The following is an 18140-nucleotide window of genomic DNA, read 5'->3' on the forward strand; positions in this document are numbered from 1 at the left end:
CCCCGGCTTGCCGTGCCCCATGTCCCCACGCCCATTTTCATGCCGACCAGACGCGCCGGCCTTGCACCCATGTCTGCTGGACGACCTGGGGCGCGGAGGCCCCAAAGCACAGCACGTCCGGCAGATCTTCTGGCGTCCAGCCGTCTAGCACGGGCGCCTTGAGGTCGATAGCTATAAAATCGGCCGCCATGCCGGGCGCGATCAGGCCGCTCTGCAATCCGAGGGCCTGTGCGCCCGAGCGCGTGCCATACGTCAACAACAGGGGGCCGGGCGCGCCCATCTCGTCGGGGATCAGTACGCGCCGGCGCTGGTAGCGCATGCGTGCCGAGTATTCAGCCCAGCGCAGCTCTTCAAATGGATCTAGACGTGTATTGCTGTCGGAGCCGATGGTGAGGGGAATATTGGCCTGGACCAACTCCGCGTAGGGGGCGATGCCATCGCCCAGGTCGCCCTCGGTGGTCGGACAGACACAGACTGTTGTCCCCGACTCGGCCAGCAGGGCGATCTCGTGCTCATCGGCGTGCGTGGCGTGCACCACCGTCGTCAGGGGACCCAGGACCGAGCTGCGCCGCAGCAGCTCGACTGGCCAGCAGCCCTCGGCCTCCAGGCACTGCTCGATCTCGGCCCACTGCTCATCAGCATGGATATGAAATGGGAGCTGGTATTGCCGGCTGTATTCAGCGATGGCCTCAAGCCAGTCGGGTGGCACGGCGCGCACCGAATGGGGCGCCACCCCGCAGGGAATCCCACTGAGACGCAGAGCCTCGGCACGTTCAAGATAGGCGACCAGCGAGGCGTCGCAGAAGCGGCGCTGCTCGGCCGAAGGAGGCTGCTGAAAGTCACCGCGCGCATAGGCCGTCAGCAGCAGCACCACGCGGATGCCCGTGTCGCGTCCCGCCTGCACCACCGCCTCGGCCAGCGCGTTGGGGTGTGAGTAGGGTTTCCCATCGGGCCGATGATGCACATAGTGGAACTCTCCCACGCTCGTATAGCCGGCCGCCAGCATCTCGCCATACACCTGTCGGCTGATCTCGTAGATCGACTCGGGGGTCAGCCGCTGCGCCTGCGCGTACATCGCGTTGCGCCACGTCCAGAACGTATCGTGGGCCGAGAGCCGTCGCTGCGTATGCCCGCGCAGCCCCCGCTGAAAAGCATGGCTATGCGTATTGACAAACCCCGGCAGCAGAGCCATCCCCGGCAACTCCTCTGTCACCTCCACCCCTTCTTCCCGCTCCACAACCTCTACAATCATCCCCTCATCCGAGACCCGCACCACCTGGTTCGCCAGCAACCCTTGAGGTGTATAGACATAATCAGGAGCCAGACCCTTCATAGCACAACTCCGCACTCGTATCTATCTATCCTGAATTCCACTCAGTGAAAATAACTATCATTCACTGAAAATGTACCACGAAGAAAAACCCCCTGTCAACCACATATCCCCCCTCATAAGTTCGGACCTCGCGTCCGATTATCTCCTCGCCCCTCGACCAGGCCTCTGGCCTGTGGCGCTTTTGTGGAGCCTGATTTGACGCCGCGAGGCGCATATGCTATATTGCCGGGGCTGCCATCTTCTTTTTCACTGAATGAAAATCACGCACAATTAAATTGCACACAATTAAATTGTGTCAGGCAAATCGGGCCAAAAAATAATATATACCTACTGGCACGGGTGGTGTCATCCAGCGTTGACCCATCCGGCATAGGCGACGCGACGTATGACACCAACACAATCACGAAGGAGTACGTCTTGAAAGAAGCCCCGGACACGACTCAGGCCGTTGGGCCGGTCGAGCGAGCTCTTCATCTCCTTATCTGTTTTCAGACGCATGGCGATGGTCTGTCCCTGACCGAGTTGGCGAAGATGACCAATCTGTCGCCAGCGACGGCGACCCGGCTGCTGCGCGTGTTGGAGCGCTACGCCTTTATCCGCCGTGGACCTGATCGCCTCTATCGTCTGGGCCCGCAGGTGATGCAGCTGGGCTTGGCCGCGCTGCAGGACATGTCGCTGTACGAGATGGCCCGTCCCCATCTGCGCCAGCTGGCCGACGAGACCGGCGAGAGTGCCCACCTGGGCGTCCTGCTGGGAGAGGACAGCGTGCTCTACGTCGACCAGGTCTCCAGCCGCCAGGCCGTGCAGGCCGGCATGTGGGTCGGCAGAACCGTGCCGGTCAGCAACACCGCCATCGGATCCGCCATCCAGGGCCGCGTCGATCGCAGCGGCTACGTCGCCCGCCGCGATGCCGTCGAGCCCGACGTCTCCTCGGTGGCCGCGCCCATCTACGACCAGGGCGCTCAGGTGGTTGGCGCCATCAACGTCATCGGCCCCAGCTATCGCCTCTCCGACGAGCAGCTCGCCCACATTGGCACCCTCGTCGCCGACCACGCCCGCCAGATCTCCCTCGCCCTCGGATCTCCCTTCTCCGCATCGCCGTTGGGTCGGCCCTATGGTGGTTCATAAAAATTCAGCCAGCTTTGATTTGTGGAAAAGATTGAAGATTAGAGCGTTACCAGCGCCGACCGAGTGTATCCTGTAGATGTTGGCGGGTAGCAGCCTCGAATGCGGCTGGATACTGTAAACCGTTGGCCTCCATCAGGCGACGTGCACGTGGTAAGAAGATGCGAGCATATGCCATGCGACCCTGTATTATAGATTCTATGGTTGGCTCCAGTGCGGGTACGCTATTCAGCGTTGCTCGTTGCTCCTCGTTCAGATGAATAGCGACGTGTCGTTTTCCGGTAACGGCACGGTCAATACCATTCTCCATCAGCAACAGGCTGATGAGCATGCTATGTATGGCCAGTTGCCCCTCCATGCCAATGGGCACATCATCGCGCTCGACCACAATCGGCAGCATGCCCAGGAGACGAATGAACTCCTCGACAATGTAGGCGAGTTGCTTTAAGGGCTGTTTCTGGGCAGAAGCGGTGAGATGAATTTGCCGGGCCGTATTATCCTTATCGAATAACAACTGTGCCGCTTCAAGCGTGCGCGGCTTTGTATCACTTGCCGCTTGAATAACAAGATCGAAGCGTAGGTAATCCGCTGTGATGGCGCTGATGATAGCTTCCTCTGGCGGCCTCGGCCAGCGCCGCTTCCATACTGTAAGAGCGACGAGGTCAACGAGCTCTTGCCACCACTGTTCAATGGTTAAGAAGGCATCCGCCTTGACGGCTACACGTAAGTCGACATCGCTCTGCGCGTCCGCTGATCCGGTCGCCAGGCTGCCGGTGAGCCAGATAGCAAGCACGCGTTCGTCGCTGCTCAGTGCTTTTGCTGCTCGTTGCGCGAACGCGGCCAGTTCAGCGACTCTCTCTTCGGCGGTTACTCTGGATTGTGACATCTTATCAATCCTTTCATCTTATTGTTCGTACTACTGCTCGCTTTTCGCGTTTATGACCAAATCTCTCAACCGGATTGAGCGTTTCCCTATAACCACATGTCCTGCTATAATCAAAGGGCTTTTATCCTTTAAGCTGCTTGAATGGCTGGCCCTTCCTCGCGCTCACAGTCACAGGAGGTGTGTTATGGGAAATACAGACACTATGCATGATATAACAATATCACCCCTTTCGTTTGTGTATTTCCTAAAAAAGGAGTTTTCCTGTGGTTGAATATACGCTGATCGAGCGTGAGCCCGGCGCGCTTCAGCAGCCGATTTCCCTGGAGCAGATCCAGACCATGTGCCGACGGGCGTTTGGGGAGGAGCGGTCGCTGCTCTCCGTGAAGGAGCTGGGTGGCGGGGGACACAACAATACCTACCGTGTGCAGCTGGCGGATATGGAGCCGGTGATCCTGCGCGTCTCTCCTGAGCGCGGACCTCACCTGGCGCACTACGAGATCGACTTGATGCGCAACGAGCAGTATTCTCAACCTTTCCTGGCGCCGATCGCTCAGCTGCTTCCCAGGACTCTGATGATTGATTTTACCCAGCAGCTGCTCGGGCGCGATTATATGTTTCAGACCTTCATGCAGGGCGAGCTGTGGTCGGATATCGAGAACGAGCTGACCATGGAGGAGGACCTGGCCCTCTACCGGCAGCTGGGCGAGATCGCTCGCGTTATTCACGACGTCGAGGGCGAAACATTTGGTCAGCCCGCGCCGGGCCACACATTCGACAGCTGGAGCGCCCAGGTGTTCCACACCCTGGAGCATACTATCAAGGATATCGATGCGGCCCGGTTGGATGCCAGCGATATGCGCGCCCTGCTTGCGATGGCGCGCGACCACCAGTCACTGCTCGATGAGGTGCGCCGTCCCCGCCTGCTACACGGCGATCTCTGGACCTTCAACTTGCTGGTCAGACGCGGCAACGAGAATCAAACGCCTACCATCAGTGCCGTCCTCGACTCCGATCGCTGCTGGTGGGGCGATCCCCTGGCTGACTGGACGATATTCCTGCTGCGCATCAAGGGTACCGAGAGCCTCGACCCCAAAGTCGTCGCCGGCACGCGGGCCTTCTGGCAAACATATTCTGATAGAGGAGTGGAGCCATCCGATCACAGCTCCCAGTTCCGCCTCCACGTCTACTACGGCATGAGCTTTGGCGCCGCCCGCCTCGAACTTCATCGCCGCCCCAACCACGACCTGGTCAGGCAGACCTACCTGCGCCTACAGGAGATCCTAGAGTTCTTGCACTCCCTCATATAAATAAAGCGCACTGAAGTTCGGGCGTAATCCTATGAATTGAAGGCAATATTTTCAACCCGAATTAATGCAAAATGGAGCAAGTTACATGATGACAGGGGCAAACGATTGGCAGGCCCACCTGCCTTCTTCTTTAAGGGATTTGTTGGAGGAGGCAAACTGGGAGGCTGATGAACTGGGATGCTCCGGCAATGCTATCTATCGCGTGGGGCCGCGCTACCTGAAGATCGCCCCGTATCAACGCGTGCCCTTCCTGGGACAGAGCGCGCTTGAGGCGGAGGCCGTGCGCCTGCGCTGGCTGCACGGCCTCCTGCCGGTGCCGCATGTCCATTACTACGCGCACGACGATCAATACGAGTTCCTTTTGATATCGGAGATCGCTGGCCTTGTGTCCTGCGACCAGACCTTCAGCGATCGCGTACCCGAGGTGCTGCGCTTGTTGGCCCAGGGGCTGCGGATGCTGCATGATGTAGATGCCAGCGGTTGCCCCTTTGACTGTACGATCGCTACCAGGATGGAGCAGGCACGGCAGTACGTTGAGCAGAATCTGATTGATCCATCTGAGTTTAACCGCGAGTTTCAGGGGATGAGCGTCCGAGACGTATACGAACTGGCGCTCAGGCTGCGCCCACAGCATGAAAAGATCGTGTTGACACATGGCGATTACTGCCTCCCCAACATTCTGCTGGATCGCCAGCTTGAGCGCGTCACTGGTTTTATCGATTGGGGGCGTGCCGGCCTCGCTGATCCCTATCAAGACCTGGCGCTGGCCGCGCGAAGCCTGACTCTGAATTTTGGCGAACAATGGGTGCCACTGCTGTTTGAGGCGTATGGACTCCCCGATCCCGATCAGGATACCTTGCGCTATTACCGGGCGATGGATGAGCTCACGTTCACGCGGGCATAATTCATTGTGTCGCCAAAAGACAAGACAACGAGAAACCCGAAACACCCCTTGAAAAAAGGAACGCCCTGTAGGGACGACCTTCAACGGTCGTCCGGGCTGCCAGTGCCAGCGACGGCAGCCCACGTACCCCTCCGCCCCCGCTTCTCATGTCTTACACGCTCGCCCACGTGGTACCAGCACGTCAACGCCCCACACGCGTACCCAAAAGATGTCCTCCATGAGGGACCGAACCGGCAGGGTACGGGGCCGCAAGCGGCCCGGACGGCCGTTGAAGGTCGTCCCTACGATTACGTTTCGTGTTGGAGGGAATTTGTCCCGCGTACTTATTTTGATATGTTGCCGCCGACGAGCAGGCACCAGAAGTCCAGGTCGGTGATATCTTTCTGTGGGAGATGGTGTATCTGCTGGAAGCGATGAATGGCCGCCATGGTCTGTGGACCCATTTCGCCATCGACGGATACTTTGGGGACCAGGTGCAGTGGCTGCAGGCATTCTTGCAGGGCCGCGACCTGGCTGCCACGGCTGGCGGGGTCCGAGGGGACGATCAACTGGTCCCAGGTGGCGCTATTGACAACTCCATCATCTGGTAGCCCCTTGCTTTTCTGAAAGGTTTCCACCGCGTGCTGCGTTGCCGGACCAAAGGCGCCGTCTACATCCGCCGGGCCGAGGTCGTATTGGCGCGACCGGAGCATGTATTGTACCACCCGCGTCAGCTGGTTGTGATGACTGATATCATACTTTACGGTCGGCCAATGGCGCGGAGAGGCTGGCTGTGCATTGCCCTGCGTGAGCCAGACGACGGTGCCACCGGTGAGCGCGAGCGCACCCAGGGCGATGCCTCCGGCTACCAGTATGCGCCTGCGCGGCAGCGTACGCCGTTTAGCGATCGCGGGCTCGGACTGGTTGCCAGGTTCTTCAACGGGTGCCTCTGTCGGACTTTCGGCTGTGGTTGCCGCGAGGGAACGCGGCTCCCCTCCCACCGGGGAAGGGTTCTCCTCTACTGGATCGAGCGCGTACCCTAGCTCGTCGGGCCGCATCTCGAAGGTCTCACAGAGCCGGCTCAACTGCTGTGGCTGCGGACGCGACACGCCGTTTTCCCAACGACTGATCGTCTCTTTGGCGACGCCGATGTGCTCCGCGAGATCCCCTTGCGACCAGGTACGCATCCTGCGCGCCTGGCGCAACAACTGATTCGCGCGTGTAGCTGATGTGGCGGGTTTGCTGCTGCCTTTTTGTTGACCATTCTGCCTCTCGCTGACTTGTCCAGATCCCTCCTGCTTATTTCCCGTCACCAGTAACCCTCCTTTACATGTAACTGTCGTCTCTCCTATAAAAGTATCTGTATCAATATAACTGGAAAAAACATCAAGATGGGGTATATGTCTCCTTTTATTTCACCAATACTATACTTCAACCCCTTTTAATTTGTAAAGTATTCAGTTTCCATCTGCGAATGAACCTCTGGCATAAAAAGCGCATCTTATTGTTTATGATGCGTAAAAGCTGGCCGCTACATCGCTGTCGTTGCCATCTCGGACGTTGTCACGGCATGTTTTTGTGCAATAACATATATTCGTCAACGATTTGTCATCAAAACGACAATGATTTGTCATTCTCCTGGTGGCGTGTCTCTGTTATTGTTGATGAGGTAGTGAGCCAGCGCGCTCTGTTTTATCACTGTGAGGAGAGAACGCTGGCCCTTGTCTGGCATCTGTGTGGCACCAATTGTGTCCGCTTTTGCTGCTCTGAGCATATATACTTTTATGTCAATCAATGAACCCGGCTACATGCGAGAATTGGAGTATGCATATCATGAAAAATCCAGGGCGTGGAAAAAAGAAGATCGGTTCGCCACTCGATACTCCCGAGGATACTACCTCCGAGCGCGCACAGACCGGACGCGGAACGTTGCCTCCGTATGGGGTTACGCTGTTGGGAACGTGCGCATCCAGTAAAAATGTTTGTTGGAAAGCCTTGCCCGCTACGAGGAAGGTACGGAGGCGGTGGAAACAAAATGAATCGCGTTGACCGTTTGACGGCTATTCTTTTATTGCTGCAGGGCGGCAAGCGGAGCGCGGGCGATCTCGCGCGCCATTTTGAGGTGTCGCGGCGCACGATTCAGCGTGATATCGATGCTTTATGCGAGATGGGGATACCGGTCGCGGCCGATCTGGGTGTTGCCGGTGGCTATAGCCTGCCGCCTGATTATTCGTTGCCACCACTGGCCCTGACCCTGCATGAGGCCCTCCTGTTGCGCATGGCTCTCAGCAGCATCTCCCAGCTGGGCGAGATGCCCTTCAAGCGCGAGCGTGAGACGCTGCTGGCCAAGGTGCAGACCCTGCTGCCCCGGCGGGAGAGGACGCACCTGGATCAGGTCGCGCAGACGCTGTCGCTCGATGTGCCGTCGCGGCCCTATCAGACCCCGTTCCTTGAGCATCTGCTGGAATGCGCCACCCGCGAGCGCTGGGTGATGGCGGAGTATCGCTCGGAGAAGGGAACCTCGTGGCAGACGCTGCTGCCGCTGCGCCTGCGCACCAGCGCCGGTCTGTGGTATTGCGAGGCGTATTCGTTTGAACGCGGTGAGACGCGTGTCTATCGCGTTGATCGCTTCTTAAGCGTGCGCGCGACCGCCCCGCCGCAGATGGAGCAGCCGCCCGAGCCGATTCGCCATACCGATCCCTCCTTCCCCGAGGTGCGCATCCATCTGACGGCGCGCGGCGTCATGAAGTTGGAGCGCGTGGAGCACCTGGCCTCGCGCCTCCAAATGCAGGAGAATGGCGAGGGCTTGCTGTGCATGCATCTACGTCCAGCCGATTATGACTGGCTGGTCGGTGTGTTGCTGGGTATGGGGACCGACGCGCAGGTGCTTGAGCCCGCCGAGTTGCGTCTGCAACTGCAGCAGGCGGCCCGCGCGCTTGTAGACCACTGCGCCCAATGATGACATGCGCCCCCCACGCGGCTTCCACGTTTTTTACCGTGCGTGGGACGTTGTTTGACCGAGCTCTATGCGACGATCGGCGCGGGTGGCGATGTCCTGGTCATGCGTCACCATGATCAGCGTCTGGTTGTAGCGTTCGCGCAGATCCTGAAGCACCTGCAATATTTCATTGCCGGTGGCGGGATCAAGGTTGCCGGTGGGCTCATCGGCCAACAGTACCGGTGGCCGGTTAATCAAGGCGCGGGCGATGGCGACGCGCTGCTGCTCCCCGCCCGACATGCGCGCCGGGACGTGCCCGGTGCGCTCGCCCAGTCCGACCTGCTCTAGCAGATCACGCGCGCGCTGCTTGAGATCGAAGTCGAGCTTTTTGCGGTAGGGAAGCAGGGGCGCCATCACATTCTCCAGCGCGCTCATGCCGGGTAGCAGGTAGAAGAGCTGAAAGACGAAGCCGACCTTCGTGCGGCGAAAATCGGCGGCCGCCACACCGCGCAGCTGATGTACCGCGACCTCGTCGAGCCAGATCTCGCCGCTGTCAGGCGCGTCAAGCGCCCCCAGCAGCGTTAGCAGGGTCGTCTTGCCCGACCCCGACGGCCCCGTGATAGCCACAAACTCGCCGAGCCGCGCCGACAGGTCAACCCGCCGCAGCACATCGATCCTCCCCTGCGGCGTCTTATACGCCTTACTAACCCCCCGCGCCCTCACAACAGACTGCTCCTCCCTCTCCTGGCTGTTTGCTGACTGTTGTCGTATTTCTTCCATTTTCTCTCCCATTTCTTTGAATATCTTTTATTCTCATAATCATCACCTGCGGCCTGCATAAGATTTCGCATCGACGGTGCTCAAGAGTCAATTTTGTGTTGGCGCATCACTCACTACCCTATAGCACCCAGCACCTCATAAAGCGTTGGCGCATCACTACCCTATAGCGTTCAGCACCTCAGTATATTAGTTCATCGGGTGCGCATTCGCGCACCCGATGAACTAATATATAAAACTAGCGCGGCCGCGCAGCGGACGCGCGTGCGGGGGCGCCCACGAGCCCCCACCAGTAAAAAGTGTGTTTGACACCACCCCTCTTATTGGAGGAGCTCCCAGCTTGGCAGGGGCCGGAACTGGCGCGCGATGGCCACCAGCTCCGATATGGGGAGCTGGCTCATCACCTGGCAGGTCATCCCCTCCTGGAACCAGCGCAGCGTATGGTGCCCCTGCTCATCCTGGAAGAGCTGCCCCTGGACGGCGCCGATGGTGATCGGTTGCGCGCTGCTGGCCGGAAAGAGCAGGTTCCCCGGCTGCTCATAAACAAGGAGCTCCTGCTCCAGGATGCGGTAGTCGGCGCTAAATACCATGAAGAGACGCGGATCCGTGCTATCGGCGATCAGACCCGCTTTGAGCGCCTCTGCCCCGGCTGGCAGTAAGCGGGGCAGCAGGGGACGCTTGCCGGTAGTCTTGAGCGCCACCAGGGCCACGGATGAGATGTTTACCTGCTCAAAGCTGCTGGACGCCTGCCAGACATCGCGCCCCGCCTGTAGCGTCTGAGCCGATAGCTGGCTGCCAAGCGGACAGGCCCCGCTGACGCCAACGAAGAGCAGAAAGAGCGCCACCACCATCAGGCATCTATGTAGCAGCGAGCGGCGCCAGGCCTGCCTGTGCAGCCTGTTCGCGTGCAGCTGGAGCGGTTCCGGCCACGGCTGCCTCTCCTGCTGCTTCCGATAGTCTGATATGCTCAGCGGGGACAGCGCCTGAGTGAGCTTGCCAGCGACCCGCAGCAGTTCGTCGTCATCCTCGTCCGGCGCCTGCTGTCCGCTGGCGATGGCGTCGAGCCGCTGCCACCACCGCTCGTCAAAATTATGTTCAGGTTCGTTCATGGAGCGTCTCCTTCGCTGGTGAGGGCGTCGCGCAGCTTGCCCAGCGTACGGTGGAGCAGGGAGCCGACCGTACCAACCGGCACACCGAGCACACGCGCGATCTGCCGGTTGGTCAGGTGGGCTACAAACTTCAGACCGATAATCTCGCGTTCGCGCTCCGAGAGGCGCGCCACCTGCGCCAGCAGCAGACGCTGCTCCTCCCGCGCCAGCGCGCTCGCCTCCGGTGAATGGACCCGTGGCTGTTCCATAAAGGCCAGCTCATCCAGCGAGACCTCCGGCCGCGAACGCCGAAAGGCATCCGTGACGCAGTTGCGCGCGATGCGAAAGAGCCACGCCGCCGTCGCGTCCGGCTCTCTGAGCTCCGCGAGATGGGTCAGCGCCCGCTCAAAAACCATCGACGTAATATCCTCCGCGCTCTCGCCTGCCCCCGTATGGAAGCGCACATAGCTCAGCACCCGTTGATAATATTCTTGATAGAGCCGATCAAAAAAGACGTATTGATCCTTATTCATGTATGGGCCGAGTCCATCCCATTCCGGCGATCCTCATTTCTTGAAACGAAACGTTAACCCCCCGTACGTGTCGCGCTTGCCCCGACTTACCGCGAAGCGGCCCCGTACCCGGCCGCCCATGTTCCCCCAACGATACTACCTCCTCAACACGGGCGCTCTCATTAACACGGGCGCTCTCATTCGGCGCGCAGAATCTCCGTGATCGGCAGCCGCTTCGCCTGCCGCATGGCGGGAATGGTAGCCAACGTCCCCAGGATGCCCATGACGATCAGGACGGCCAGCGCGATCAGCGGCGTCGGCACAATCCTTTGCGTCGCGTGCTGCTGGACGAGAATCCACAGCGCCACGACGGCACCCGGAATGGAGCCGCAGACGATGAGCGCCAGCCCCTCCTGCATGAACATCCGCTGCACCAGTCCGGGACGCCAGCCGACCGCCTGCAGCAGCCCGATCTCCTGGCGGCGCTCGCGCACCTGCAGCAGCAGCAGGTTGGCCACGCTCAAGAAGGTGAACACGAGCGCGAAGACGACTCCTGCAATCTGCGGCAACTGCGTCTGGATCAGCACGGTGTCTCCCAGAATGGTCCCCTGCAGCGATTGGCGGAAGGCGACCAGCCCATTGAGCATGATGATGAGCAGCAGCGCGGTGAAGAAGGCGCTGGCCATGGCGATCAGGGCGCGCATGCGCATGCGTGCCAGGTTGGTGAGCGCCAGCGAGAGCAGCGGTGACAGCCACGACCACGCGCGTGTCTGCCTCTCCCTATCCGCCCGCCCGCTTGCCTGTGCACCCGCGCCAGCGCGCAGCGCCTGCGCCGGTCGCACGCTCCAGATGTAGCCGAGGGGATAGATGACGCTGAGCAGGGCCAGCAGCAGGATCACCGGCAGTGTCCAGATCACCACGGGCAGCAGTGGTGGCATCTGTAACAGAACCGCCAGCAGCAGGGCGACGCCGATACCACAGATGCCACCAACCAGCGCCAGCAGCAGCACCTGCCCGAGAAACATGCGGATCGGTTGCCAGGGTCGCCATCCCAAAGCGCTCAGGACGGCGAACTCGCGCTGTTGCGCGCTGGCCAGGGCGCTGAAGTTGACGATCAGATAACCCAGGCAGACCAGCAGGATGGCGGCCAGGAAGAGCAGGCGCGTGCTCCCCAACTGCGAGATGTAGAGCACGGCGGCTCCAATGTAGATCCAGGAATCCCTGACCCAGCCGATGGGGGCGATCTCGCGTGTCGAGCCGTTCTGCCCCGCGTGTAGCCCCGGCAGATAGACCAGCGTGGGCTGCGGCGAGGAGCCCAGCGTCACGAAGACCTGCAGCCCCGTCTGCTGGCGAATCTCCTGTGCCACCTGTGCTACCTTGCACCAACTGGCCTCGCTGGCGCTGCCCACGCCGGCCACGCGCACGCGGATCACACTGATGTTCTTGTCGCCCATGATCTTTTGCGCAGCCGCCATCGTCGTCAGCGCCACCGGCGGCTGCAGCATAAAGCCCGCCGGATTGGTGGTCGGCTGCAGATCTTTCGCCGCCACCGGCTTACCTTGCGCATCATATTGTAGCTGCGCCGGCTGCGCCGCGTACGACGTCTCCGGTAGCCAGTTCAAAGGATTGCCAAACTGCGCCGCGATCGAGGGACTGGTAAACTGACCCACAAAGTTCGTTTCATAATTGGCTTTGATGTACATGGGCGCTTGCTGGCTGTCATTTACATGCAGCGGTGTCAGATCGCGAAAGGCCACGTCAGGCCCCTGTTGGGTGGAAGGGACCGTTTCAGGTGCGCCGTTTTGCTGGCCCTGCAGGCTTTTCGGTAGAGCAGGGGGATGCTGTGTCGTGCTGGGAATCAATGTATAGGCTGATCCACCCTGCCCGTCGGGTGCGGGAACGGATTGATAGGTCAGGCCGGAGGGTTGAGAAAGAAATGTCATGGAATTATCACCCCCCAGATTATCTATCGGCTGCCAGGAGCGCGAGTTCCATTGCAGCGCCGGTAGATAGCCCTGCTTGAGCACGCCCGGCAGGCTATTCTGTAGCGTCGGCGCCTCTGTAGAGACTATTTGCTGCTGGTTGGGAAGATGGGTCAGGTAGCTAGCTCCGCCGCGATCGATGACCTGCTGTAGATCGATATCCTGCCCCGTCAGGCGTTTGAAAGATACCTGTAGCTTGAGCTGTCCCGGCAGGCGCTGTTGCAGCAGGAGCGGAACCCCGTACCTGGGTATATTGGTAACGGGTGTAACGGACATACTTCCATTTGGCGCGAGGGTATCCTGCTCGCTAAGCATGCGACCGTTGGCGATATGCTGGTCGAGATGGACCAGCTGGTTCTCTGCATTGGGATCGATCGCTGTCAGCAGAAATGGGCCGGTATTGACGCTGGTGAATGTTTGCGGTCCACCACCCCCATTAAATCCACACGAGCTATCCGTGACCTGGATATGCTGTTTGTCCAGCGCCGACGAGAGCGCTTGATGAGAAGATAGCCTCTGGCGAAGACTGTCGATAGTATCGCAGGAGGGTGGTAGATAATAGAGTGAACGCTGCTGCCGCTCGGTCAACGTCTGTATGCCATTGGATGCGGTCAGTGTCCAGTCGGCCTCATAGTAGCCGCCCGGCAGCCGTTCGGTGGAAAAGGCCACGTCCGGCGGCGGGATATTGACATAGCCCAGGTATGAGATGGGCGCGGCCACCTCGACCCCTGAAATCTTTTTGATCTGCTGGTATTGCTGCATGCTGATGCCGCCGCCGTAGCCAGCCATAAAGTCGGCCGGCACCGTCTTGCTCGCTGGTGGCTTCGCCTGTGGTGGCAGCACTACCAGATCATAGGTCGGTCGCCAGTTCTGACTGATGATATCGTTGGCCCGGATCACCGTGCTCTGGGTGGTCGCCGTCAACAGGATCAGCGTGCACGCCGCCAGAAAGAAGCCGCCTCCGGCCAGCAGCGTCGTGCCGCGCCTCCTGTGCAGCATCGCCAGAAGTACCTGCCACATCTTGATCTCCTTCTCAATCTCTTCTCGCTATATATAGACGCGAAAGTCCGAAAAGTATTGCGCCCTTCCCTGCGTAATTTTGTCTTCCCTCTATTCCTGTGGTAAGATTTCCTTAAGAAGAGTGTCAGACTGATGTGCGTGATAGCCCCCGTACGGGCGGCCGCTACGCGGCCGTTTTGTTTGTATGTTGGTGCAACCGGGGCGCACCCGCGCCCCGGTTGCACCAACATACAAACAAGGTTTTAGCCCTTGCGTACTTGAGGATTACTTATATGTTGATGCATCAGGTACGCATCTGCGCCCCGGTTGTACCAATATACAAACAAAGTTTTAGCCCTTGCGTACTTGAGGATTACTTATATGTTGATGCATCGGGGGCGCATTCGCGCCCCCGATGCATCAACATATAAATTCAATGCGGCCGCGCAGCGGCGCTCACGCTCGCTAATATAAGGTTATATATCTGTTTATTTCTCCATGTTGATCGTGTATAAAAAGAACCAATGAGAAGAGATAATTAATAGCAGAGATACTATAAAGGAGTTATATACACAATGGATGGCGCGTCGAAGAAGATTGAGGAGAACGCAGAGCTTTCGCTAACGTCGGCGACAAAGCTAGAATATGCGGGTGTGCAGATGGTGCGCGCGACCACGGAGGACGAGATCACCACCCTTGAGAATATCTGGTCCGCCTCCCAGGATGCTGACGAGGCGGCCTTCAAGCCGGATGAGGGCTGGTGGTCGCTCCACGATTGGGCGACCGAAAGCTGGCTGCTGGTCAAGGATGAGGTGCCTGTCGGCGTGGCCGCTATCCATATCACCCAGGAGAAAGAGGTGGCGGAGGCCCGACTGGCCCTGTTGCCCGAGTATCGGCAGCCCGTGCTGACGCTGCTGATGATAGATCATGTGCTCTTAATCGTGCAGTCAAAGCTGAAGACGCGGCTGCGTATCGTGTCTTCGGGCAACACAGACTGGACCGGCAACGCCTTGCGGGAGCGCGACTTCTCGTTGTTGCGCTCAATTCATATGATGCTGCGCCCATTACCGCCCACGCCTCTGCCGGTACGCGCTGTCGAAGGTATCCGCGTACGCTCGCTGCATCCCGGCGAGGAGCAGGCGGCGCTGGACGCCCTCAATCGCGCCTGGGCCGATACCTGGAACTTCCGCCCCATCACCATGGAGATGCTGCTCTCCGATCTCAATGGGAAGCTGGATAACTTCTTTGTGGCCGTTGAAGAGAATGATGACAATCATATCGTGGGAACGGTCCACGCGCTGTTCGACCGCGAAGGCCACAACCCCGATGGTCAGCCTTCCGCCTGGATCTCCAATCTCACCACCGACCCCTCCCAGCGTGGTCGCGGCCTGGGACGCCTGATGCTGACGATCGGCCTGAACTACCTCATTGAGCAGGGGGCCGGCTCCGCTACCCTCGGCGTCGATGGCGGCGCCATAGCGCCCGTCTCCCTCTACCGCTCCGTCGGCTTCGAGGCCATCCGCACCATCCAGATCTGGGACCTCGATCTCACCACCACGCTCACCGCATAACCCACCCGGCGGACCCCATCATACGCCGGGGTCCGCCCCCAACACCCTTCCACCTCTCCTCATCATATGTCGGGCCACCCCGATTACCCACGCCCCCCATCATAGGTTCGGAGCTCGCCTCCGATTAATTCTCCACCACACCACCAACGCGCCCACGGCCAGACACGGCAATATATACATCAATGGGTTGGTCGTCGGTCGTGCGGGTGTCGGCGGAGGCGCCAGCGTGGGCGGATAGAGTCCGGTGATGATGAAGTGGGGCGCTCCGCCGACGTGGATGCTGGCGATACTGCGGCGCGCGGGAATGTCCAGCATCATGACGTCACCGCCAGACAGGGCGACAAAGCCTAGCTGACCGTCGTTGGTGATGGCGACCGATGCGGGAACACCGCTCAGAGGGATGATCTGCACCGGTTCGCGCGGCTGCCCACGCGTGTCGGCGTCCACTGGCGTGAGTACATCGAGCTGATGGTGTTGTAGATCGGGGACGTAGACCTGCCCGGTGGTGTCATCGTAATCCATGGGACCAAACTGGCCTCCCCGCAGCAGCGTGCGCAGGACGCGCCTGCTGTTGAGATCAATCGCGATCACGCTCCCCTGGCGCGTGGTAATATATGCGCTGAATCCTCCAGGAATGCTGATGTTGCGCGGCCCCTCCTCGATGCGCAGCGTGCCCAGCAGGTGGCCGGTCTCCTCGAAGACCGTCAGGGTCGTGTCGCCACAGATCCAGAGCTGGCCGGGCGTGCCAGGATTCGCGCTGTCCGTTGTGTTCGCGGCCACCGCCATCCCATACACTGCCTCGTGCGTCTGAAAAGTGCGTTTGACGGCGCAGGTCTGGGGATTGAGGGCGCGCACGCCACTATCGTCTTGCCCCGCCGCGTATAGAGTGCTGGCATCCAGGCTCAATGCCAGCCGCTCTGGCCGCCCCGGCAGCCTCGCCACGCAGCGCGCTCGTCCCGTGCTGGCATCGATGCTGCTGACGCGCCCCAGTTCCGGCTGAGCCAGGTAGAGCGACCGACCATCGGGACTCAGCAGCACCATCTGAGGTCCCCCGCCCTCTGTCAGCGTGCGCCTTACACGCTGATCGGCGATATCGATCATGCTCACACCCGCGCCCCCACCCGCCACGTAGGCCAGCTGAGGCGCTCCACCATCCGCCCGCACCGACGCCGAACCCACCCCTATTTTCATCACTGCCATCAACGCCATCAGCGCTATAATCGCATACACAGAAATATCGCAACGAACGCGGTATTTCCCTCTCATTGTAGATCCTTCCCTTCCATCTGCCATACAACTTCGCGTATAAGAATTTTTTTAAGCGGTGGTGCAACTGGTGGGGGCCCTGTGCCCAATACGACCAGTTTAAGAACGTGCAAAACGAGAAAAGACCACAGTACGTGCGGGGCTTGCCCCCGCTTTTTTCCTCGCTGTTCGAAAAAGCGACAAGCATGATGCGATGGATCTCATTCGACCGTCCGCGATCGCTTTGAAGGAGCCTTTCCTTTTGGGAAGCAAGCAAGCGGGGGCAAGCTCCGCACGTACTGTGATCTCTTTTCTTGTTGCTTGCTCTAAAGTTGAAAGCATAGTAAAGTAAACTCAAAAACCAAAATTATATTAACACTCGTTTCGCCATAAAAGATATTGAATTATATCATGTAACGATCATAATATGCAAAGGTTCGTTTTATACAGATTTCTTATTCATCTCATGATTCAGCCAAAAAGAAGACATATAGGTTTGAATGTGTATATCAACCATATACAAATACATTTTTATATGGTATACTCAAATTACATCCAACACGCTAAATACATTGTAAACGTTTGTTTAGTTGCAGTCATCCTTTGTTATATAAGACGTGCATAGCCACTGCTATGCAATCCAGTAAGCTGGCAACTGTAAGTTGTTGTTTTATAGCTAAAGTATCTCCATTAAATATTCATCCTGTGTAGTGTGACTCTACACATAGGTTGCCACATGGCCAGCCTGTGTGTTACATGCGGATGAGGAGGACGACTGTGAAACAGCATGCCTCTGGTATTATTCTGGGTGTTGTTGGAGCGCTTGTGCTGGGATTCGCCATTGTGGCCTCGATCTGGCGGGGGGTAACCTCGATCGATGGTCTTGGCTATGAACCAGGGGTGCTGCGAGCCTCTAAAACGGGGGTGCACGCGGCGACTATCTCCCTCTCCACGTTCCCCGATAGCTACGTCTGCCACCGGGGGGTGAGCGCGGAACAGCTTGAATGGGTGAGCTATTGTCCGTCGACGACCCTTGAGGTGCCCGCCAATAGCCTGGTTACCGTCGTCATCGATAATTACGATGGCGCGACCACGCTGGTCAATAGCTATTTCCGGCAGGTGCAGGGCACGGTCGGCGGGGTCGAACTGGTGAATAACAAGCCGATGAGCCAGGTGAGCGTGGACCATGTCTCGCATACCTTCACGCTGCAATCGACGCCCGAGACGAACAATCCTCTGTTCGTGAGCGTGCCGATCGTGGCGGTGGCCGACGATGCCCCCAACGTGGTGACGATCGCGGGCAACCAGTATCCCAAGCCCAATGTGATCTCGTTCCAGTTCCGTACGGGACCGGCGGGCAGCTATGTCTGGCACTGCTACGATCCCTGCGGAGAGGATCGCGAGCCCCCATATGGCTTTACTGGCCCCATGTCTACCACCGGATTTATGGCCGGTACGCTGACGGTGACAAATTATTAGTGGGAGGGGAGAGAT

General features: G+C 59.1%; 14 protein-coding genes. 6 read left to right on the forward strand and 8 right to left on the reverse strand.

What is annotated here, in order from left to right; all coding sequences use genetic code 11:
- Positions 1–37: 37 nt before the first annotated feature.
- The gene (locus AABA21_RS33475) at positions 38–1333 is read right to left on the reverse strand and encodes a formimidoylglutamate deiminase (protein ID WP_338256984.1); all 1296 of its coding nucleotides are present in this window, start codon (positions 1331–1333) and stop codon (positions 38–40) included.
- Positions 1334–1528: 195 nt separating this feature from the next.
- Here AABA21_RS33475 and AABA21_RS33480 point away from each other — a divergent pair, with 195 nt between their 5' ends.
- On the forward strand, positions 1529–2461 hold the full coding sequence (locus AABA21_RS33480; RefSeq protein WP_338256985.1) for an IclR family transcriptional regulator: 933 nt from the start codon (positions 1529–1531) through the stop codon (positions 2459–2461).
- A gap of 46 nt (positions 2462–2507) precedes the next feature.
- On the opposite strand, the gene AABA21_RS33485 is transcribed toward AABA21_RS33480, so the two are convergent.
- Positions 2508–3344, reverse strand: a complete 837-nt coding sequence (locus tag AABA21_RS33485; RefSeq protein WP_338256986.1) for a nucleotidyltransferase domain-containing protein — start codon at positions 3342–3344, stop codon at positions 2508–2510.
- 263 nt (positions 3345–3607) lie between these two features.
- Between AABA21_RS33485 and AABA21_RS33490 the strand changes: the two genes are divergently transcribed.
- Together AABA21_RS33490 and AABA21_RS33495 are read left to right on the forward strand one after the other, a co-directional pair.
- The gene (locus AABA21_RS33490) at positions 3608–4651 is read left to right on the forward strand and encodes a phosphotransferase family protein (RefSeq protein WP_338256987.1); all 1044 of its coding nucleotides are present in this window, start codon (positions 3608–3610) and stop codon (positions 4649–4651) included.
- Positions 4652–4736: 85 nt separating this feature from the next.
- Entirely contained in the window at positions 4737–5555 is an 819-nt protein-coding gene (locus AABA21_RS33495) for an APH(3') family aminoglycoside O-phosphotransferase (RefSeq protein ID WP_338256988.1), read from the forward strand.
- A 323-nt stretch (positions 5556–5878) separates the two neighbouring features.
- Here AABA21_RS33495 and AABA21_RS33500 read toward each other — a convergent pair whose 3' ends face one another.
- Positions 5879–6847, reverse strand: a complete 969-nt coding sequence (locus AABA21_RS33500; RefSeq protein ID WP_338256990.1) for a peptidoglycan-binding protein — start codon at positions 6845–6847, stop codon at positions 5879–5881.
- 722 nt (positions 6848–7569) lie between these two features.
- Here AABA21_RS33500 and AABA21_RS33505 point away from each other — a divergent pair.
- Positions 7570–8493, forward strand: coding sequence for a helix-turn-helix transcriptional regulator (locus AABA21_RS33505; RefSeq protein WP_338256991.1), 924 nt, complete (start codon positions 7570–7572; stop codon positions 8491–8493).
- Positions 8494–8526: 33 nt separating this feature from the next.
- Here the strand turns inward: AABA21_RS33505 and AABA21_RS33510 are convergent, their stop codons facing one another.
- From AABA21_RS33510 to AABA21_RS33525, 4 genes are all read right to left on the reverse strand, one after another.
- A complete protein-coding gene (locus AABA21_RS33510) occupies positions 8527–9252 on the reverse strand; it encodes an ABC transporter ATP-binding protein (protein WP_338256992.1) in 726 nt (241 codons plus the stop codon).
- A gap of 317 nt (positions 9253–9569) precedes the next feature.
- The gene (locus tag AABA21_RS33515) at positions 9570–10358 is read right to left on the reverse strand and encodes a hypothetical protein (protein ID WP_338256993.1); all 789 of its coding nucleotides are present in this window, start codon (positions 10356–10358) and stop codon (positions 9570–9572) included.
- Positions 10355–10870, reverse strand: a complete 516-nt coding sequence (locus tag AABA21_RS33520; RefSeq protein WP_338256995.1) for an RNA polymerase sigma factor — start codon at positions 10868–10870, stop codon at positions 10355–10357. Before AABA21_RS33520 ends, AABA21_RS33515 begins: the two co-directional genes overlap by 4 nt.
- A 176-nt stretch (positions 10871–11046) precedes the next feature.
- On the reverse strand, positions 11047–13851 hold the full coding sequence (locus AABA21_RS33525; protein WP_338256996.1) for an ABC transporter permease: 2805 nt from the start codon (positions 13849–13851) through the stop codon (positions 11047–11049).
- Positions 13852–14405: 554 nt separating this feature from the next.
- On the opposite strand from AABA21_RS33525, the gene AABA21_RS33530 reads away from it, so the two are divergent.
- Positions 14406–15401 carry a GNAT family N-acetyltransferase gene (locus AABA21_RS33530; protein WP_338256998.1) on the forward strand — a complete coding sequence of 332 codons (996 nt, stop codon included), beginning with the start codon at positions 14406–14408 and terminating at the stop codon, positions 15399–15401.
- A gap of 99 nt (positions 15402–15500) precedes the next feature.
- Here AABA21_RS33530 and AABA21_RS33535 read toward each other — a convergent pair whose 3' ends face one another.
- On the reverse strand, positions 15501–16667 hold the full coding sequence (locus tag AABA21_RS33535; RefSeq protein WP_338256999.1) for a YncE family protein: 1167 nt from the start codon (positions 16665–16667) through the stop codon (positions 15501–15503).
- A gap of 756 nt (positions 16668–17423) precedes the next feature.
- On the opposite strand from AABA21_RS33535, the gene AABA21_RS33540 reads away from it, so the two are divergent.
- Positions 17424–18125, forward strand: coding sequence for a hypothetical protein (locus AABA21_RS33540; RefSeq protein WP_338257000.1), 702 nt, complete (start codon positions 17424–17426; stop codon positions 18123–18125).
- The last annotated feature ends 15 nt before the right edge of the window (positions 18126–18140 follow it).

The sequence above is a fragment of the Dictyobacter halimunensis genome (assembly GCF_036245075.1).